21 protein-coding genes are annotated in these 18,263 nt (G+C 45.4%); 12 read left to right on the plus strand and 9 right to left on the minus strand.

Annotated elements, in window-relative coordinates; all coding sequences use genetic code 11:
• Nucleotide 1: 1 nt before the first annotated feature.
• On the minus strand, nt 2–817 hold the full coding sequence (locus RIH33_RS02110; protein ID WP_406653346.1) for a universal stress protein: 816 nt from the start codon (nt 815–817) through the stop codon (nt 2–4).
• A gap of 518 nt (nt 818–1,335) precedes the next feature.
• On the opposite strand from RIH33_RS02110, the gene RIH33_RS02115 reads away from it, so the two are divergent.
• Both RIH33_RS02115 and RIH33_RS02120 read left to right on the plus strand, forming a co-directional pair.
• Nucleotides 1,336–2,718 (plus strand): ice-binding family protein, encoded by a 1,383-nt coding sequence (locus RIH33_RS02115; protein ID WP_406653347.1) that lies wholly within the window; start codon nt 1,336–1,338, stop codon nt 2,716–2,718.
• 415 nt (nt 2,719–3,133) lie between these two features.
• The gene (locus RIH33_RS02120) at nt 3,134–3,451 is read left to right on the plus strand and encodes a DUF302 domain-containing protein (RefSeq protein WP_406653349.1); all 318 of its coding nucleotides are present in this window, start codon (nt 3,134–3,136) and stop codon (nt 3,449–3,451) included.
• 94 nt (nt 3,452–3,545) lie between these two features.
• Here the strand turns inward: RIH33_RS02120 and RIH33_RS02125 are convergent, their stop codons facing one another.
• The 3 genes from RIH33_RS02125 to RIH33_RS02135 are packed head-to-tail and all read right to left on the minus strand — an operon-like array spanning nt 3,546 to nt 7,016.
• Complete coding sequence (locus RIH33_RS02125; protein ID WP_406653351.1) at nt 3,546–3,980, minus strand: response regulator; 435 nt, start codon at nt 3,978–3,980, stop codon at nt 3,546–3,548.
• Complete coding sequence (locus RIH33_RS02130) at nt 3,967–6,420, minus strand: ATP-binding protein (protein ID WP_406653352.1); 2,454 nt, start codon at nt 6,418–6,420, stop codon at nt 3,967–3,969. Before RIH33_RS02130 ends, RIH33_RS02125 begins: the two co-directional genes overlap by 14 nt.
• On the minus strand, nt 6,417–7,016 hold the full coding sequence (locus RIH33_RS02135) for a helix-turn-helix domain-containing protein (protein ID WP_406653353.1): 600 nt from the start codon (nt 7,014–7,016) through the stop codon (nt 6,417–6,419). The genes RIH33_RS02130 and RIH33_RS02135 overlap by 4 nt, the downstream gene beginning before the upstream one ends.
• A 393-nt stretch (nt 7,017–7,409) precedes the next feature.
• Here RIH33_RS02135 and RIH33_RS02140 point away from each other — a divergent pair, with 393 nt between their 5' ends.
• The 3 genes from RIH33_RS02140 (at nt 7,410) to trxA (ending at nt 9,902) form a co-directional block, all read left to right on the plus strand.
• Nucleotides 7,410–7,955 carry an energy transducer TonB gene (locus RIH33_RS02140; protein ID WP_406653355.1) on the plus strand — a complete coding sequence of 182 codons (546 nt, stop codon included), beginning with the start codon at nt 7,410–7,412 and terminating at the stop codon, nt 7,953–7,955.
• A gap of 248 nt (nt 7,956–8,203) precedes the next feature.
• A complete protein-coding gene (locus RIH33_RS02145) occupies nt 8,204–9,592 on the plus strand; it encodes an MBL fold metallo-hydrolase RNA specificity domain-containing protein (protein WP_406653356.1) in 1,389 nt (462 codons plus the stop codon).
• 13 nt (nt 9,593–9,605) lie between these two features.
• Nucleotides 9,606–9,902: a thioredoxin gene (gene trxA / locus RIH33_RS02150; RefSeq protein ID WP_406653358.1), complete on the plus strand. Its 297-nt coding sequence runs from the start codon at nt 9,606–9,608 to the stop codon at nt 9,900–9,902.
• Here the strand turns inward: trxA and RIH33_RS02155 are convergent.
• Genes RIH33_RS02155 through RIH33_RS02165 form a run of 3 tightly spaced genes read right to left on the minus strand, consistent with a single transcriptional unit; the run spans nt 9,897 to nt 11,555 of the window.
• Nucleotides 9,897–10,196, minus strand: a complete 300-nt coding sequence (locus RIH33_RS02155) for a chaperone modulator CbpM (protein WP_406653359.1) — start codon at nt 10,194–10,196, stop codon at nt 9,897–9,899. The genes trxA and RIH33_RS02155 overlap by 6 nt on opposite strands.
• Nucleotides 10,193–11,080, minus strand: coding sequence for a DnaJ C-terminal domain-containing protein (locus RIH33_RS02160; protein WP_406653360.1), 888 nt, complete (start codon nt 11,078–11,080; stop codon nt 10,193–10,195). Before RIH33_RS02160 ends, RIH33_RS02155 begins: the two co-directional genes overlap by 4 nt.
• A gap of 1 nt (nt 11,081) precedes the next feature.
• On the minus strand, nt 11,082–11,555 hold the full coding sequence (locus tag RIH33_RS02165) for an OsmC family protein (protein WP_406653362.1): 474 nt from the start codon (nt 11,553–11,555) through the stop codon (nt 11,082–11,084).
• Between the two features lie 290 nt (nt 11,556–11,845).
• Between RIH33_RS02165 and RIH33_RS02170 the strand changes: the two genes are divergently transcribed.
• From RIH33_RS02170 to RIH33_RS02190, 5 genes are all read left to right on the plus strand, one after another.
• The gene (locus RIH33_RS02170; protein WP_406653363.1) at nt 11,846–12,034 is read left to right on the plus strand and encodes a hypothetical protein; all 189 of its coding nucleotides are present in this window, start codon (nt 11,846–11,848) and stop codon (nt 12,032–12,034) included.
• Nucleotides 12,035–12,333: 299 nt separating this feature from the next.
• Nucleotides 12,334–13,044, plus strand: coding sequence for a peroxiredoxin (locus RIH33_RS02175; RefSeq protein WP_406653364.1), 711 nt, complete (start codon nt 12,334–12,336; stop codon nt 13,042–13,044).
• Nucleotides 13,045–13,154: 110 nt separating this feature from the next.
• The gene (locus tag RIH33_RS02180; RefSeq protein ID WP_406653365.1) at nt 13,155–13,628 is read left to right on the plus strand and encodes a hypothetical protein; all 474 of its coding nucleotides are present in this window, start codon (nt 13,155–13,157) and stop codon (nt 13,626–13,628) included.
• Nucleotides 13,629–13,656: 28 nt separating this feature from the next.
• Nucleotides 13,657–13,896, plus strand: a complete 240-nt coding sequence (locus RIH33_RS02185) for a DUF2892 domain-containing protein (RefSeq protein WP_406653367.1) — start codon at nt 13,657–13,659, stop codon at nt 13,894–13,896.
• Between the two features lie 99 nt (nt 13,897–13,995).
• A complete protein-coding gene (locus tag RIH33_RS02190; protein WP_406653368.1) occupies nt 13,996–14,274 on the plus strand; it encodes a heavy-metal-associated domain-containing protein in 279 nt (92 codons plus the stop codon).
• 130 nt (nt 14,275–14,404) lie between these two features.
• On the opposite strand, the gene RIH33_RS02195 is transcribed toward RIH33_RS02190, so the two are convergent.
• Nucleotides 14,405–14,656: a hypothetical protein gene (locus RIH33_RS02195; RefSeq protein WP_406653369.1), complete on the minus strand. Its 252-nt coding sequence runs from the start codon at nt 14,654–14,656 to the stop codon at nt 14,405–14,407.
• Nucleotides 14,657–14,884: 228 nt separating this feature from the next.
• On the opposite strand from RIH33_RS02195, the gene RIH33_RS02200 reads away from it, so the two are divergent.
• Nucleotides 14,885–15,484, plus strand: coding sequence for an NAD(P)H-dependent oxidoreductase (locus RIH33_RS02200; RefSeq protein WP_406653371.1), 600 nt, complete (start codon nt 14,885–14,887; stop codon nt 15,482–15,484).
• A gap of 1 nt (nt 15,485) precedes the next feature.
• On the plus strand, nt 15,486–17,363 hold the full coding sequence (locus tag RIH33_RS02205) for a monovalent cation:proton antiporter-2 (CPA2) family protein (protein ID WP_406653373.1): 1,878 nt from the start codon (nt 15,486–15,488) through the stop codon (nt 17,361–17,363).
• A gap of 6 nt (nt 17,364–17,369) precedes the next feature.
• On the opposite strand, the gene RIH33_RS02210 is transcribed toward RIH33_RS02205, so the two are convergent.
• Nucleotides 17,370–18,161 carry an RMD1 family protein gene (locus tag RIH33_RS02210; RefSeq protein ID WP_406653375.1) on the minus strand — a complete coding sequence of 264 codons (792 nt, stop codon included), beginning with the start codon at nt 18,159–18,161 and terminating at the stop codon, nt 17,370–17,372.
• Between the last annotated feature and the right edge of the window lie 102 nt (nt 18,162–18,263).

The raw sequence follows: 18,263 nt of genomic DNA on the forward strand, positions 1-18,263 counted from the left end.
CTTATTTTAGTACCAGTAAGGGAAGTGGACTCGAAAAAGCCATCTTTTCGGTCAGACTCTCATGAAAAAGCCGTTCCATAAAGCTGTAACTTTTGGGCATCATTGCAATGAGTCCAATATTATTCTTCTTTGAGTAATCAATGATCCCCTCATTAATGTTCTCGCTGAATACGACATGAAACGAAGTGGGGACTGGTTCCAGCTTTTTACGAACCAGTTGACGATAGGCCTTTTCGTTTTCAGTCATCACTTTTTCATTTCTATTAAGTGTGATTGTGTCAATATTTAGTTTCAACTTTTCTGCCAGGGCCAACAAGAAATCAAGCGAGTGGTAATTTGCTTCTTTGCTATAGTCACATATCAGTCCTACAGTATTGATGTCAGCTAGCGAAGTATTATCCGGGATCACCAAAACAGGAATGTCTACGCTTTTTACAATCCGGGCGGTTTTGGTTCCCCAAAGCTCTCCAAGTCCATTGGCTCCTTTGGTAGCCATAATAATGAAGTCGATGTTCTCCATTTTGGAGATTTCAACAATGTTTTCAATAGAAACGCCAAGTTGTTTATGAAACTCATGCTCCACATTTTTTAGTTCTCTATTCTGATCAAATAGCTTTTTGAACTCCTTGTCAATACTATGTTCTGCTTTATGAAGCAGGGTTTCCATATGGCCAGATCCATCTCCAGTATGTACAGGTCGAGAGTAGGTATGGTGGATAATGATCTTGCTATTAAAACTTTCTGCAATGGCCACAGCCTGCTTCAATGCTCTATTTGCTCTTTCAGAAAAATCTGTGGGGAAAAGTATCTTTTTCATATTTATCAAAGTTGAGTTAGCTATTTATTGTAATAACGGTATCTAAGGGCCATGATTCAATGACTTGCATCCTGAGACATTATGATTTCTATCATGTTGGCTCTGGTCATCTATGTCCGATCCAGCCCTGTGCATTCCGATTATAACCAGCTAATCATTTTCAAGGGTAGAATAGCCTATCCATCATCTATTGGAAGGATTACCAGGTGGAATCAGCCATGGTGAGTAGCTGCTTTGCCCGGCACCCTGCTTTATATCCTCTTCGCCTACTAAGGCCTGGTTAGGATAATTGGACCAGGGCATATCTTGGTGATCATTACGATTACGCTACCGTTTGAATAGAGTGTGATAAAGGTTTTAAGCAAAAAGTAGGTTGATCGGTCTCAGTCTATCCCATCCTCACACGGCATGCCTGACATAAGTGATATATGTAACTCTTCCCTTTTTGTATGTAGCACATCCCGCAGTGTATCGTCTCACCTTTGCTCAAACAATAAGGTCACTTAAATAAGAATGAAATGAAACTTTTGAAACAAATTGGAATATTGGCGCTGATACCTCTTTTTTTACTGGTAGGCTGCAAGGACGATGAGCCCACGATTTTGGCACCGACGGTGGTGTCCTCTAATCCGGCTGAGAATGATGTGGATGTGGCGACTAACACTGCAGTGGAAATTACCTTTAATAAGGAAATGGATGCTACGACCATTAATACCACTACGTTCACTTTACTGAAAGGCACAACTGCTGTGGTAGGTACAGTAGCGTACAGTGAACAAACAGCTACTTTTAGCTCAGTTAGCAACCTGGAAGCCAGCACTTTATATACAGGCACCCTGACGAATGCTGTAAAAGATATGAGTGGCCAGGCGATTGCAAATAATTATACTTTTAGCTTCACCACAGGAGTTGTGGTGGACGAGACACCACCTACAGTGGTTTCCACCAACCCGACTAATAATGCAACTAATGTGGCGCGTAACAAAGTGATTTCCATCACTTTTAGTGAGGCCATGAGTTCGGCATCCTTTACTTCTACTTCATTTATAGTAGTTCAGGGCACTAATCCCGTTGCAGGATCTGTAGAATATGCTGATAAAGTAGCTCGCTTTATCCCGGATAATATTTTGGATGCAAGTTTAAGCTACACAGCCACCGTTACCACAGACGTCAAGGATTTGGCTGGTAATGCCATCGCCATCACCAAAGCATGGACGTTTACAACAGGTGCAAAAGCAGGTTTATCAGTCGTAAACCTTGGCGCATCCGGCAACTATGTTATTTTGGCAAAAACAGCCATCAATAACTCACCCACATCGGCAATCACCGGTGACTTGGGCCTGAGCCCGGCGGCCACGTCTTTTATTACAGGATTTGGATTGACAGATGCTACAGGATATGCCACTTCGCCACAGGTAACAGGTAAAGTGTATGCGGCTGACATGGCGCCTCCTACCAATACCAACCTGACGACTTCTGTTGAAAACATGATCACAGCGTATAATGATGCGTCTGGTCGCCCCTCTCCAGACTTCTCCGAGCTGGGTACAGGAAACATTGGTGGAATGACACTGGAAGCAGGTCTTTACAAATGGACCAATACTGTTACTATGCCTTCGGACGTCACCATATCTGGCAGTGCAGATGATGTTTGGATTTTCCAGATAGCTGGAGACATGACCATGAGTTCTGCGGTGAACATAACGTTGAGTGGTGGAGCACAAGCCAAAAACATCTTCTGGCAGGTAGCTGGTGAAGTGGTTTTGGGAACCACCTCCCATTTTGAAGGCATCATCCTGTCAAAGACTGGCATCACCTTGCAGACCGGGGCATCGATGAATGGACGTGCACTTTCACAAACGGCTGTTATTCTGGACATGAATGCTGTTACAAAGCCGTAATTGCAACAAGCGATAATTGACTGAATCAGAAAAGCCAGTCCACAAAATGTGGGCTGGCTTTTCTCTTGCGGAAAGAGGTATCATCATAAGGAACTTGATGACCATCTCGTTGACACGCCGGTTCAAAGTGGCTGTAAAGTCCCGCCGACTACAATCAATCCACTCCTCTAAATCACCCATTGGCAAGGCAGTTCCTTATGTAGTGAAGGGATGGTTTGGGATGATTCAAACTTTTAGTCTGGTGGTATGTTTTACAGCTAACACAGCGCTTAGCCGGTACTGTATCTTTTTAGGGTGCAGGCTATGTGGCAATGAAATAGTTTAAAACTTAAATAGACAGCAATATGGACTATTACCATTCAAAAAAATCAAAGGCACCACAGTGACCGCTATCCGATCAAAAGTCGAAGCGGCTTTGAAAGCTGAAGGATTTGGAGTGCTCACCGAAATTGATATCCAAGCCACTATGAAGAAGAAACTCGAGAAGGATTATTTGCCGCATCTTATTTTGGGTGCTTGCAATCCTGTTTTTGCTGACAAAGTACTTTCTGTAGATCAACATATCAGTTTGATGCTTCCATGCAATGTAACCATTCGTGAGTTAGAAGATCAAGAAGTGGAAGTAGCAGTTATTAACCCATTAGAAGCTATGAAGCCAATTGACAACCCCAGTATTGAAGGTTATGCCAGAGAAGTAAGCGATAAATTAAATCAAGCTTTAGGAAACATTTAGTCATTTAAAAATAGCAAAAACTTATCCCTTTTAAGGATCTGGAAATAGGGATGGAATCCGCGGATATGGTGATAGCCATTAATGTGAGACCAGTCTACATCCTATCCACATACCAATTTAATTCCTTTTGAATTTTATTGAGTTTCAATAAGGCAGTGATGATTTTTTGCATGCGAATAAAGGCCGTTTCGCTCTTGACCACATAGTCAGAGGCCTTGTGGTGCATACAGTTTACAGCCACCTCTATTTTGTCTTGTGCCGACAACATGATGATTGGGATATCAGGATCGATGGATTTGATCCGGTCCAGTGTTTGGAGCCCGTTCATAGCTGCTTTATCAATCCCATTGAGATGATAATCCAGGATGATGACATCAGGGCTCGTCGCCATATTTTCCAGACAGAGCTCACCCGTGGCAAAAGTCTTCACGGTATATTCGTTGAGCTGCATGAAGTCTATTTCCAACGATTTTAAGAACAAGGCGTCATCATCCACCAGAAACAATGTTGTTTTTTTATTTGATACCATTAGCTAACAATTCTAATTTCTTAAACTCAAGTTTCAATTCTTCACATGCTTGCATGCAAACATTGCCAAGCTGACGGACCAGCCCAGGTATTTCTTTCGACCGTTGCTGGTTATGCGCATATTCCTGAATCATGCGTGCCTTGTTTTCAAAATCCAGATCAATACCCATGATGGAAAAAGAAGGAATTATTTTATGTACAGCAGCTTCCAGGGCTTCCCAGTCCTTCTCCAGAATGCCCTTGTTCATCTCATTGATGAGCCGTGGTGTCATTTCCAGATAGAGAGAGATCATTTCCATCATCAGTTTGGGGTCCGACCTGGTTCGTTTGTTCAAAGAACCCAGATCTATGCAACTCTTCATACTTTCCTGATCACCGGTATTGGACAGATTCTCTGTACTTTTATCTTTTAAGGGCATCTGTATGAGGTTAAGAATCTTGCTATAAAGGAGTCTTTCATCCACGGGTTTAGCAATGTAATCGTTCATTCCCACCGCCTTGCATTTAGCCAAATCTACAGTGGTCACATCAGCTGTTAACGCAATGATTGGAATATCCAAATTCAGGTTGTTTCGGATGTATTCTGTGGCAGCAAACCCATTCATAATGGGCATTTGCAGGTCCATCAAAATGATGTCGTAGGTTTTGCTTCTAAGTTTTTCAATGGCTATTTCACCATTGTCGGCAATGTCTCTTTTAAATCCAAAATCATCGAGCAGTGTCTTCATGAGCAATTGGTTGAGGGGAATGTCTTCCACTATCAATACATTGATATTCTTGATTTCATCGTTCAGTTCGACTAGTTCTGCATCTAATTCCGCTTCTTCGTTGGTTTTGAGGAATGTTAGCACAAAACTAAAAGTTGACCCTACTCCCATTTGACTGGTCACAGCTATGGTCCCCCCCTGTGGTTCGACCAATTGCTTGACGATGGCCAACCCCAAACCTGTGCCACCATATATTCTGGAGGTGCCACTCGTAGCTTGCTGGAAATCATCAAAAATATTGTCGAGCTTATTCTCTGCGATCCCAATGCCAGTGTCCTTGATATCAAACTGGATCGTCACTTTTTCATCATCTTCACTCAACATCCGCACGCTTACAGTGATGGTCCCGGTAGTAGTGAATTTCACCGCATTACTCACCAAATTCATGATGATCTGGTGCAGCCGCACAGAGTCGCCCATCAATACATCCGGGATGTTATCATCGTACTCCTTCACCAGGTTTAAATTCCGTTCCTGAATTTTGATTTCAAACAAATGAAGCATGGCTGAAATGGATGACCTCAACTTAAATGGCGTCTGTTCAAAGACCATTTTACCAGAATCTACCTTAGCCAAATCCAGTATATCGTTGATCAGCACGATTAATGCATCCCCACTCATTTTGATGGCCGTCAGGTATTCCTTTTGCTTTGCAGTCAGATCAGTTTTCAATACCACTTTGGTAAATCCAATAATGGCATTCATGGGTGTGCGAATTTCATGACTCATATTGGATAGAAACTGCTGCTTGGCTTTTACCGCGTTTTCTGCAATGAAAGTGGCACTTTCTGCCTTCACCTTGGCCTCTTCAGCAATTTTGGTGGCAAGTTCAGCGGCAATTTTGGCATCTAGCAGTTCGGTAGCTATTCTTTTCTGCTCTGTGACATCTCTGGCTACAATCACTACACCCAGCACGTTGTCCCGGTCATCTTTGTAAATAGACCCATTGAACAAAACATCCGTTAGTTTTCCTCCTTTGTGGCGCAGCGTCAATGGTGAGTCAGCTACCGACCCATTGGCAAACACTTGCTGGTACACTTCACGTGCCTTTTGAGGTTCTGTGAAGTAATCAAAAAAGTCAGTTCCTTTTAGTTTTTCACGTGCATGGCCTGTAATGTTTACAGTGGCTTCATTCATGTCCGTGATCTTGCCTTCGGTGCTGATGGTCACCAAAGGATCAAGGCTCGCTTCGATCAAACTAAGCGAATATTGGGAAGCCAATTTGACAGATCGACTGAACGCCCCAAGTTCCTGATTGGTGATTTCTGTCTTGGTTTTGGCACCTCCCGACTGAGTAGGTAGTTTATGCTCTGGCGGCTGGCGGGCCACGAACACCGTGCCCAGTACAATGCCCTCATGATTCTTCCAAATGGTAGCATTGTAGGTCACCTCTGTTAAGATTCCACTCTTATGCCTAAAGATCAATGACTCATTGGTTATAAAACCTTCGAGCTGAGCACGTAAACAAATCTCCTTCGCTTTCTGTTTGTCGGTGAAATAATCGGAGAAGTTGCTTCCTTGCAATTCCTTGCGCGAATAACCAGTGATATTCACCATGGCCTCATTGAGATCGCTGATCTCATCGGAATTGATAACCACCGAGGGATCAAGGCAAATCTCCAGTAAGCTCCTGAAGTAATGCTCATTTTGATCGATATCTAACCTGTTATTCATTCTTTGTGATCCTTTTCTATAAGTACAGTTGAATTTCCTATCTCTTCTATCGGGGTCCTTCGTTTGTCCTTCATCTGTTTGAAATGTGAAGGTGAAAGGCCGGTATTTTTCTTGAACTGATTGGACAAGTGGGCCACACTGCTATAATTCATCTTCCAGGCTATTTCTGATATGCTCAGCTCGTCATATATGATCAACTCCTTCACCCGCTCTATTTTATGATTGATGATGAACTGCTGAATGGTGATGCCCTTTACCTCTGAAAAAATATTGGATAGATAGGTATAATCGTACGCTAATTTCTCACTGATGTAATCTGAATAGTTGACTTTGGGCACCTCAGATGAATGATGGATCATTTCGGTGATCAGGCTCTTGATTTTCTCAATGAGAATGGCCTTTTTGTCTTCCATCAGTTCTAGTCCTATCTCGTGCAATGCTGCTTTGAGCGCGGCTTCCTGCCCGGCTGAGAGGTCCTCCATGATCTCTACTTCACCTAAATCCACCACAATGAAGTGTAGCCCCAGATTTTTGAAGACCTCCTTGACAGCTATTTTGCAGCGTACACTGACCATGTATTTGATAAATAGTTTCAATGGCTATAATGGTTGAGCAATTAATAGCCAAGGTAACCCCAAATCACGACGAATGAATTGCATGATTACAATTCATACTTACATATATCACGGATTTTTGACGCACTACCTGTTTTTGGGGGTAACAGGCCTATTTGTGCGCGATTCAATGGGTAACCACAATGGCCCTACTGACCATAAGGGTTGGCTACCTCGGGAATATCCTTTTCAGTCATCAAGCCCTCTTCAAATTTTCTCCGACTTACAGCGCGATGGCAAGCGCTTTGGACATATATATTCACTTCGGCAGCATTCTGAGGGCCCCATCTGTGATAGATATAACTTATTGCCATACCTGTGTAACAATCCTGGAGCGCAGGGGAGCGAACTTTGCTTCTCAATTAAACAAAACAAATGAAGACAAATCTGATCATTTTACTTGTAGGTTTGGTGCTCGTCTTTTCGGGATGCGGAACCAAGACCGAGAACAGCGAAACAGCCACAACGGAATCGGCTATAGCTGAGCGAAGTGCGAAGCTTAAAAAGCAACGCGCCAAGATAGAAGCAGAGCGCCAAATGGAACTCGACAAGCTACTTGCAAGCACTCCCTACTATGAAAAACCTGATGGAATACTGGTCTATTATAAAGCAGAAGTGGATCCTGCTTACATCGGTGGAGAGAAGGCTTTGAATAGATTCTTGAAGGAAAATTTAAAGTTTCCGGCTGATGCTGAAGACGAAGGACTGGAAGGAACAGTCTATGTGGATTTCGTGGTGTCCAAAACCGGTGAAGTGAGTGATGCTACAGCCACCAATTATACCTATTCTGAGACAGACAATCAATTCATCATGGAAGCCTTGCGAGTGGTCAACTTAATGCCCGATTGGGCGCCTGGCAGTCAAAATGGCGATGAAGTAAATGTGAAATTTAGCCTACCGATTACGTTCGTGATGCGGTAAACTGTATTGATCCCTATTTTTTGATAAAATGACGCGAGAAGATTTCTCGCGTTTTTTGTTTGAGCGGCCCACTCCTGCCCAACCTCCCTTTTTACTGTGCCGATAAAGGTCACCTTCACTGGTGATGTCTGTCAGCTTTTATGATGTCTGAATGGTTGAATTTTATCAGAGCTAAAAAGGTTCTATTACTGAGGCACTTATCGACCCGGAGATAGTGGCCTGATTGGCAATTTTTAGATCGACTAGACATGGACATACGCATCAGGTTTCTTGGTGGAGCGGGCTCAGTTACCGGCTCTAAATTTCTGCTGACAGTAGATAGCTATAACCTACTGATAGACTGTGGATTATTTCAGGGATTGAAAGAGTTAAGGCTGAGAAACTGGGAGGATTTCCCTGTAGCTCCGGCCGCTATCGATGCGGTAATATTGACCCATGCACACATCGATCACTCGGGTTACCTTCCTCTCTTGTTTAAAAATGGTTTCAATGGGGAGATTCACTGCACAGAGCCCACCCTGGATCTTGCAGAGATCTTACTGATGGATAGCGCCAAACTACAGCAGGAAGAAGCCGATTTTGCTAACCGAAAAGGATATTCCAAACATGATCCGGCGCTGGCACTATACAAGGTGCAGGATGCCATCAATGTATTGAGTGCCTTTAAGTCGCATCCCTTCGAAAAGACTTTTCGCATCCGTGATCACATAGAGGTTCGGTTTTTTCATGCCGGCCATATCCTGGGTGCTGCCAGTGTCGAATTGAAAATCTATACCAGCCAGGGTGTCAAGTCACTGATCTTCTCAGGAGATCTGGGACCTATGCACAGCCCCCTGCATGTTGCACCAGCTGATCCTCCTGCCGCGGATGTGCTTTTTGTAGAGTCTACCTATGGCGGACGCAATCACCGTCATCAAAACCTGGAAGAAGAGCTCAGACAATTGATTCTGGAAAGTGATCGCAAAGGCGGGTGCATTTTAATCCCTGCTTTCTCGGTAGGCCGCACACAGCTCATCCTTTATTATCTATGGAAAATCTTCCAGAACATGAAATCCAGGCCCGTATATGTGGACAGCCCTATGGCCATCAGTGTAACCCGACTCTATAAGCAATACAGTGCCTACCACAGACTGGAAAGTGACAGTGAGTTTGGGCATCACATTTTCGATGCACCCTTTATCCACTATGTCAGAGAGCAAGGCAAGTCGAAGTTGCTCAATACCATCCGGGATCGGGCCATCATCATCTCTGCGAGCGGCATGGCTACCGGGGGCAGGATTTTGCACCACCTCTACCACAGACTTCCTAATGAACAAGATACGATACTCTTCTCTGGCTTTTTGCCGGAAGGCACCAGAGGCAGAGACATTGCCAATGGCGAACCCATGGTGAGAATCTTTGGAGAGCAGGTACCCGTAAAAGCCAAAGTCCACGTGCTTGATGGCCTTTCAGCGCATGCCGATCAGGATGAGCTTGTAGAATGGACCAGTCACATCAAGGAAGCCCCTAAGAAAACGTTTATCATTCACGGGGAAAAAGAGCAGGCTGAAGTCTTCAAGGCCAGGCTACAGGGCCGTGGCTGGAATGTAACGATTCCGGACTATCTGGAATCCTTTACCCTGTTTGATCATGTTTAAACTTTAAGTCCTTATGTCAAAATTTAGTGAACTTATTAATGGTGACCAGCCGGTGCTGGTCGACTTTCATGCTACCTGGTGTGCACCGTGTCATACCATGGCTCCTATTCTGGAAGCGCTGAAAACCGAGATCGGTAGTAAAGCACGCATCATCAAAGTGGACATAGATAAGAATCAGGCGGCTGCCCGGCAATACAATGTGCGCGGCGTGCCCACTTTCATCTTGTTTAAGAATGGCAAGCAGCTTTGGCGACAATCGGGAGCCATCCCCAAACAGATGCTGGAGCAGGCCATCAATGCGGCTTTATAAGTCATCTTCATAGCGACGGAGCTTGTTCTTCACCTCAGCCAGTTCTTCTTCAAGCCGCTGATTCTTTTCCAGCAGGTTGATGATGGTATCGATTCCCTCCAGATTGATGTTGAGTTCCATGTGAAGCCTGATCATTCGCTCTACCTCACTGAGCTGATCGGTATGAATATAAGGAGCCTGCTCTACAAGATGAATCTCAATAAGATTGAGGTCATGCAGTCCGGTAAAAAATGCCATCTCTACCTCATAGTGTGTAGACAGTGTACTGAGCGGTATGAGCACTTCTGGTTTCATAGGGTTCTGAGCTTAGATAGTTCGTGGAATAGATCCTTTTCCTGGTCGGTGAGCTTGGTGGGCAGCACCACACGGAAGGTTACATAGAGGTCTCCAAATTGACCTTCCTTCTTGTACATGGGAAAGCCCTTTCCTTTGAGTTTCACTCTGGTGCCATTTTGGGTTTCAGGTTTCACCTTTAGTTTGGCTTTACCATCGAAGGTATCTATAGTCACCTCCCCACCCAGCAGGGCCTCATACAAACTGAGATCTACGGTGGTATGCAGGTTGTTTCCATCCTGCTTGAACACTGTGTGATTGGAAATGGAAAAGCGCAAGAACAGGTCTCCCTTGGGGCCACCATTTACTCCAGGCCCGCCCTGCCCTTTGATTTTAATCACCTGGCCGTCTTTTACACCAGCAGGGATCGTCAGGCGGATGTTTTTGCCATCTACGGTAAGGGTACGCTTATGCGTCACATAAATGTCCCGAATATCCAGTTGCAGTTCGGCATTGTAGTCTGGTCCTTTAAACTTCACCTGCCGCCCCTGAGAGTGCCCGCTAAACCCACCGCCAAACATGGATTCGAAGAAATCGGAATAGTCACTTTCTGAAAAATTCTCCGATCCGTGTGATTGACTGCTGGCCCGCGACTGCCGGTTTCTTTCAAACTCTTCGGCATGTTTCCAATCTTTTCCATACTTATCGTATTTCTCCCGGTTGGTAGCATCACTCAGTACAGCATTGGCTTCATTGATTTCCTTAAACTTCTGCTCAGCATCCTTATCGTTGGGGTTCAGGTCTGGATGATACTTACGTGCCAGCTTGCGATAGGCTTTCTTGATTGCTTCGCTCGTTGACTTTTTATCAATGCCAAGTACCGAATAATAGTCTATGAAATCCATGTTATTTCAATACATCCGTTACTTCCGCAGTTTCCAGCACTTCAATGTTGGAGATCATGGTCACCTGTGTTTTGATGGAATTGGAGATGAGGCAGGCCCGTTCCGATTTTTGGAGTACCCGCTCTGTATGGTCCCGATCCTTTTCATGATAGATGGTGACTCTGGGCTCCAGGGTGATTTCCGTCATCAAAAACTTGCCTTCCACTTGCTCCAACTTGCCTTTTGACTTACAGCTGAAGCGGGCAAATTCCAACCTGGAGTTTTCTGCCACTGCCAGGAAGGTAGTCATCAGACAGCTATTGACAGCAGCCGTATACAAATGCTCCGGAGACCATATGTCAGGCATGCCTTTTGGAAAATCCGGTGGGGTGGCCACTTCTATATAGTTGGCACCATTTTCAAGTTCGGGAGAGCACATCACTCCTTTTCGTGCTTCACTCCAGCTAATGTCAACTTGATAATATTGAGGTTCCATAAGACGAATGATTTAGTTCTTTTACAAAGACGAAAGTCCTGGAATTTGTTGACTCCTGAGCTGACATTAGTCATGGTACGGCGGGATATTGGTCAGGGTGTAGAGGTCAATCAGGTCCACCACCTTTAGGATGTAGGATTTTTAAGGAAAATGCACGTCAAAATGGGTGGGGTAATTGAGGATTTTGGGTGTGAAAATTGACCAAAGGGAGATTTAGTAACTCTTCCAGGCCACTCCACTTTCACTCACCCTGCTACTACAGCCCATAAACAGATCACCCATCCTTCCCCATGAACAGAATCCTATCGATGAATCCAAAAAAGACCGCCACCTTTTCTGAAAAGATGGCCATGTTTTTCAAAAAGATCGCCATCTTTTTCAGAAAGACCGCCATGTTTTTCAAAAAGACCGCCATCTTTTTTCAGGAGATGGCGGAACCTCATTTTTCACTCGGTGCGCTCTTGTATCCACCCCAATAATTGGAGTTTATCCTTTACCGAAATATAGGCGAATACATCAATTTAGGATCACTTCATGCCAGGACTCAGCCAATCGGGATTGTCGTACGCTTCAGCAGGCTAAGACTGACAATGCCGGGATGAGCATGACCATGTCTGAAAGCAACGCTTGGAGCCTCCGGCCACTCCTTTGAGTTAACTCATCTAAATTAGAAATGAACTAACAACAAACATATGTAGCGGTGAGTCTTGTCAGTGTAAATGACCGCTATATAAGCCTCCTTTGTAGACAACAAATAGCATTTAAAATAAGCCTCATTATGGAAGCAATAGAAGAACAAGCAGTGGCCATGCCACGCATCGGAGATCAGGCTCCGGAATTTACCGCTATCACTACACAGGGTGAGATTCATTTCCCTGCGGATTACGAAGGCAAATGGATCATTCTTTTCAGCCATCCGGCTGACTTTACACCTGTATGTACCTCAGAATTCATGACGTTTGCCAAGAGAGAGTCGGAGTTCTCGGCCCTCAACTGTCAGCTCGTGGGTTTATCTATCGATGGTCTATATAGCCACATTGCCTGGCTGCGCACCATCAAAGACAAGATCGAGTATAGGGGTATGAAAAACATTGAGGTGACCTTTCCATTGATCGAAGACATCAGCATGGAAGTGGCCAAAAAATACGGCATGATACAACCCGGAGAAAGCACGACCAAAGCGGTTCGGGCGGTCTTTTTCATAGATCCAAAGGGCACCATTCGAGCCATTATCTACTATCCCCTTTCTACGGGTAGAAACTTCGACGAACTGAAAAGGGCGCTTATCGCCATGCAAACCGCCGATGCCTATGCCATCGCTACGCCTGCGGACTGGCAGCCTGGAGATGACGTGATCGTGCCTACGGCTGGTTCCTGTGGCGTAGCCAAAGACAGAATGGAAACTAAGGACGCCGATGTGACCTGCCTCGATTGGTTCTTCTGTACCAAAAAGCTATCATTGGATCAGGTAAACAATCCACCGAACTAAAGTAACATGGTTGAATAATGAAGGGAATGGCCAGGCAAACCGGGAAGTGCAGGTTCGCGGCCTATTCCCTTCTTCTCTTATTTTTCAAACAAACACTATTCAATAGTCACATGAAAACTTTCATTCAATCAGTCCTCTTCATCACCTTCTATGCCTTTGCCCTCGTGGGTTTCGCACAGAAAGGTGCCGGAGACGCACAAGGCGTAAGTAGCCAGGGACTGAACCCCGAACTCCTGGAAATGGAGGGCACCATAGAGCGGATAGCATCCGGTCCATGCAAGTATACCACTGGAAGGGCTGCTGCAGGCACACACTTGTTTGTGAAAACACAGGAAACCCTGGTCAATGTACACTTGGGCCCTTCTGATAAGGTGTTTCCTTTATTCACTGCCACAGAAGGCGACCGCATTGCCATGACGCTATTCCGAACCGACAAACTGCCGCCGGACGAATACATTGCCAAAGAAGTGAGCATCAATGGAAAAACTACTGTGCTGAGAGATGGGTCCCTCAAACCCATGTGGGCAGGTAAACACAAGGAAAAGTGGAGAAAGGGTAAGCAGCCCGCTCCAAAACAGGAATGAATTAACTCAAAACATAAATGATACGACCATGAAAAAGAATATGGGAATAACAGATCGAAATATCAGAATACTACTGGCAGTGAGTGTCGCTGTCCTTTACTATCTGAATGTCATCACAGGTGCTTTGGCGCTGGTATTGGTACTGGTGATAGGTATACTACTCACCACCAGCTTATTTCGGGTATGCCCGCTTTACCTGCCATTTGGGTACAATACCCTCAAGAAAACAAAGAAGTCAAAAACAAAGCATGAGGTGCACCCAACCTGATAGGCCGGAGTGCAGGTAATTTGAAGAGCGACTCAGTGCGGTTTAAATGAAAATTCAAAATCAATTGAACCCATTTGACCATCAAACACTTTCCTATACATGAAACAAGAGAGAATAGTGATCGCCAATTTGAAATGCAGTGGCTGTGCAACGACCATTCAAAACAAACTTTTGGCAATGGCCGGTGTAACCAGTGTGTCCATTGATCAGGAAGAGGACTCTGTGCTGATTCATAACGATGGCACTGCCAGTCGGGATGACTTCACCAGCGCACTGCATGCGCTGGGCTATCCGGAAGCTACAGAAGAAAATGGGTTACTGCTCCAGGTGAAAAGCTACGCCAGCTGTATGGTTGGGAGGATGAAAAACACGTTTTGACAGGTGTATTTGCAAAGAACGAGTAAGATCTTTTTGTCAGCGTAGGTCCATACGGACTCCTGCAATGCGAATACTGATGCCATGCAGGAGCAACTTTAAGGCTAAATAAGGTAATCTTCCAGGTGCCCTACTACCCAATCCTGGACTCTGAGTACAGGTTATAGGCCGCCACGAGGGATTCCCGGCCCGTAGATTCCTGATACCGCTGGTAGTCCTGCATTTGCTCACGGCGCTCGGCGTACACCGGCAGATATGCAGCCTCAAAAGCATCCCAAACGACCAGTAAGAAGGCATAGCCGATTTTACTCTGGCGGCCATTCTCCAGCCACTGATCAAAAACTTCCTCATCCAGAGGTTTTGGGAAATCCGAACCATCAAACATATTGAAAAGGGATAATCGCTAAAACAAAGCCGCAAGTTAGGGAGATCTGTGCCTTCAGCACGGCAAAAGACTCATTTTATCCCTCACCTTACCCACACTCAGTAAAAGGAAAATCTTGACTGGCGGTTTATGACGGTTTTAAAAGCACCCGTTGGTGGGTAGTCAAAATTGAGATTGAACAGTTATTATTGTAACTGGTCAGGTTTCAGCCAAACAATCATCAGGATTATGTCTAAAATACTCGTCTTGTTTGCCCACCCCAAATTTGAAAGATCCAGAGTGAATAAATTACTGGTGGAGAAAGTAAGGAAGCGGCCGGGAGTCACTTTCCATGACCTGTATGAGCACTATCCTGATTTTAACATCGATGTGGTGTTCGAAAAAAAACAATTGACGGAGCACGACATCATCATTTGGCATCATCCCTTTTATTGGTACAGCTGTCCGCCGCTGATGAAGCAATGGATCGATGTGGTACTGGAATTTAAGTGGGCCTATGGGCCGGAAGGGAACGCGCTCAAGGGCAAGCAGGCACTCAACGTCCTGACCATGGGCGGATCGAGGGAGGTCTATTGCGCTGAAGGCCGCAATAATTACACGGTCAATGAATTTTTAAGACCTTTTGAGCAGACCGCCAGGCTATGTGGAATGGATTACTTGCCGCCGTTTGCGGTCATGGGCACGCATCGCCTGTCTGATGAGGACCTGGTGAAGTACACCGCTCAGTATGATGTCATGATATCCATGCTACAGCAAGGTGTGTCCCCTAAGCTGACGGGGAAATGTGACTATTTCAATGATATTCCCGAACTCAATAACTTAAGCTGATATGAGTGGAAGTATTCTTTTTCAGGCAATTATCTTTCTGGCCGGAGCCATCATATGTGTTCCCATCGCCAAGCGCTTTGGCTTGAGTTCTGTGCTCGGGTATCTATTGGCTGGCATCCTGATCGGCCCTTATGTACTGGGTTTTGTGGGTGAGGAAGGTGAAGATATTCTCCATTTTGCAGAATTTGGAGTGGTGATCATGCTTTTCCTCATCGGTCTGGAGATTGAGCCAAGGAGTTTCTGGAAAATGCGAAAAACCATCGTGGGAATGGGTGGCTCTCAGGTGGCCATCACCCTGCTGCTGTTTTACCTGGCATTCCTTACCATGGGCTTTAGCTGGCAGGTATCCCTTGTGATTTCCATGGCGGTGGTGCTGTCTTCTACCGCCATAGTACTACAGACCATCAAGGAAAAGGGGCTGATGGATACGTCGTTTGGCACTTCCGCTTTTTCTGTTCTGCTTTTTCAGGACATCATCGTCATCCCTATGCTGGCCATCATTCCACTGCTCACCACCATGGCACCCGAAGCGGTCTCCGGCGGTCATGAGGGTGAGGCTCATACCTATATCCTCGAAGATCTGCCCCTGGGAGTTCAGACATTGGCCGTGTTTCTTTCGGTGGTGCTGGTGGTGGTAGCCGGCCGGTATCTGATAGTGCCTGTGCTCAGACTCGTGGCCACTACCCGATTGCGGGAGTTATTAACGGCCTCCGCTTTACTGATCGTTTTGGGCCTGGCCTTCACCATGGAGCTGGTAGGGTTAAGCCCTGCGCTTGGGGCCTTTCTGGGTGGTGTGGTGCTTGCCACCAGCGAGTTCAAACATGAACTGGAGAGTAACCTCGAGCCTTTCAAGGGGCTTCTTTTGGGACTGTTCTTCATGGCCGTGGGCGCTTCAATCAATTTCATTGTGATTAGTGACAACCCCCTGATGATTAGCGGGTTGGTGTTTGGCGTAATCGTACTGAAGGCAATTATTTTGTTTGTGGTGGGTTCCTTTTTCAAAATGAAAATGGATCAGAAACTGCTCCTGAGCATTGGCCTGGCCCAGATTGGGGAATTTGCGTTTGTCTTACTCTCCTTTGCCTTTCAGCTGAATATCCTGGATCGTGTACAGCTGGACATGATGCTGGTGGTGACGGCCCTCTCGATGACTTTGGCCCCTATTCTGGGCATTATCAATGAGCGGCTAATCCTACCCAAAGTAGGTACCAGGCAGTCTGCACACAGAACCATGGATCACATAGCCAAATCTCAAAAAATAATCCTCATCGGGTTTGGGCACTTTGGCAGTACCATTGGTCGCTTTCTGAGGTCCTATGGCATAGAGGCTACCATACTGGATCACGACTCCAACCGGGTGGACGTCCTGAGAAAGATGGGATTTGAAGTATACTATGGAGATGCCTCAAGGGTAGAGCTGCTGGAATCTGCCGGGATAGCAGACGCCGAGTTGCTGATTTGCGCCATCGATAACCCTGACACTAACATTAGCCTGGCCAGGGAGATCAGTGAAAAGTACCCGCACGTAAAGTTAATGATGCGTGCTAAAAACCGATCGGATGCTTCAGAACTACTCAATATGGGGATCTCAAATGTTTACAGAGAAACCCTCGAAACATCCGTAAGAGTGGCCAGCGATGTTCTTCATTACATGGGGTTCAGAAAGTACACTGTCCATCGGCAGGCACAGAATTTCATCAAATACGATGAGGAAAGCCTCAGAAAACTGGCTGCCGAGCCGATCAACGACCAGTACGTATTCAAGGTAAAAGAGGAAATGGAGCAGCAGGAAAAACTACTGGAAGAAGATCTGAAACGAGGCATCGTGGACAATGACCATCAATGGGACAGCGCACGTATCAGAAAGGACACGAACTAGACTACTTCAAAATAGTTTAGTAGCAAAGGTGTCTATCACCTCAATGACAATGAGGATGATGATGATCCACTCCAGCCGACTGCTTTCCCTATGGTGGTTATAGGACATATAGACGGTGAGATTATCTTCCACGATCTTCAGGGTATTGTCAATCTCTCTGTAGCGCGGCACCAGCTCGAAGTGACGTACCAGTGTATCATGTAGCCTGTCAAGGTATTCATTGTCCCAGGCCACATCCGGACTGTCCAGAATGTAGAGGTTTTCAGCAATGGTATTCTTAGTGTTCAGGGTTTTGCCAATAAAACTCATGGCTTTTTTCTGGCCCAGTTTCACTTTGCCATAGACCTGCATGTCCTGTGTGTAGGCCTTTATTTCACCAAGTATCGACTGACTCAGCCCATTGAAATGATCAAGGGCTACGGATTGTGCCAGGTGCATCATGATCATTTTGTTTACAGAATGATTAAAAGTACCGAGCGTTAAGGTTTCAAAACTCAAGGCAATTTCATCCTCTGTCTCACCCAATAAAACCTCCAGATCATCAGTGGTTACATGGCTTTTGGGACGAACAGCGGACGTCTCCAGCGACTTCAGATATTCCCGAATTTCGTCGGGTGTCATTCCTGTAAACACCACAGCACCGTAACTGACGATGTAGACATATCGTGTCACGTCAATCTGGTAATACAACTCGAGGGTGCTTTTGGTGATCAAATGCTCAGGGTGAAGTAACCGATGGTTGGCTACATCTATCCTGTCAGCAATGTGGTAAGCGGTGTAGAGTATTTTATCGTTCATTTTGAGGATCAGTTTAACCCTTAAACGGTAAATCAAAACAAACAATCAGCACACGTTTAAAATATTTTTATGACTAACAGATAACACCTTATCTCCTTGGAA

The sequence above is a fragment of the Marinoscillum sp. genome, from assembly GCF_040222955.1.
Classification (GTDB): domain Bacteria; phylum Bacteroidota; class Bacteroidia; order Cytophagales; family Cyclobacteriaceae; genus Marinoscillum.

Coding starts and splice junctions, on each gene's coding strand:
- RIH33_RS02110 (WP_406653346.1), bottom strand. CDS start 817: ATGAAAAAGATACTTTTCCCCACAGATTTTTCTGAAAGAGCAAATAGA.
- RIH33_RS02115 (WP_406653347.1), top strand. CDS start 1,336: ATGAAACTTTTGAAACAAATTGGAATATTGGCGCTGATACCTCTTTTT.
- RIH33_RS02125 (WP_406653351.1), bottom strand. CDS start 3,980: ATGGTATCAAATAAAAAAACAACATTGTTTCTGGTGGATGATGACGCC.
- RIH33_RS02130 (WP_406653352.1), bottom strand. CDS start 6,420: ATGAATAACAGGTTAGATATCGATCAAAATGAGCATTACTTCAGGAGC.
- RIH33_RS02140 (WP_406653355.1), top strand. CDS start 7,410: ATGAAGACAAATCTGATCATTTTACTTGTAGGTTTGGTGCTCGTCTTT.
- RIH33_RS02145 (WP_406653356.1), top strand. CDS start 8,204: ATGGACATACGCATCAGGTTTCTTGGTGGAGCGGGCTCAGTTACCGGC.
- trxA (WP_406653358.1), top strand. CDS start 9,606: ATGTCAAAATTTAGTGAACTTATTAATGGTGACCAGCCGGTGCTGGTC.
- RIH33_RS02155 (WP_406653359.1), bottom strand. CDS start 10,196: ATGAAACCAGAAGTGCTCATACCGCTCAGTACACTGTCTACACACTAT.
- RIH33_RS02160 (WP_406653360.1), bottom strand. CDS start 11,080: ATGGATTTCATAGACTATTATTCGGTACTTGGCATTGATAAAAAGTCA.
- RIH33_RS02165 (WP_406653362.1), bottom strand. CDS start 11,555: ATGGAACCTCAATATTATCAAGTTGACATTAGCTGGAGTGAAGCACGA.
- RIH33_RS02170 (WP_406653363.1), top strand. CDS start 11,846: ATGAACAGAATCCTATCGATGAATCCAAAAAAGACCGCCACCTTTTCT.
- RIH33_RS02175 (WP_406653364.1), top strand. CDS start 12,334: ATGGAAGCAATAGAAGAACAAGCAGTGGCCATGCCACGCATCGGAGAT.
- RIH33_RS02180 (WP_406653365.1), top strand. CDS start 13,155: ATGAAAACTTTCATTCAATCAGTCCTCTTCATCACCTTCTATGCCTTT.
- RIH33_RS02185 (WP_406653367.1), top strand. CDS start 13,657: ATGAAAAAGAATATGGGAATAACAGATCGAAATATCAGAATACTACTG.
- RIH33_RS02190 (WP_406653368.1), top strand. CDS start 13,996: ATGAAACAAGAGAGAATAGTGATCGCCAATTTGAAATGCAGTGGCTGT.
- RIH33_RS02195 (WP_406653369.1), bottom strand. CDS start 14,656: ATGTTTGATGGTTCGGATTTCCCAAAACCTCTGGATGAGGAAGTTTTT.
- RIH33_RS02200 (WP_406653371.1), top strand. CDS start 14,885: ATGTCTAAAATACTCGTCTTGTTTGCCCACCCCAAATTTGAAAGATCC.
- RIH33_RS02205 (WP_406653373.1), top strand. CDS start 15,486: ATGAGTGGAAGTATTCTTTTTCAGGCAATTATCTTTCTGGCCGGAGCC.
- RIH33_RS02210 (WP_406653375.1), bottom strand. CDS start 18,161: ATGAACGATAAAATACTCTACACCGCTTACCACATTGCTGACAGGATA.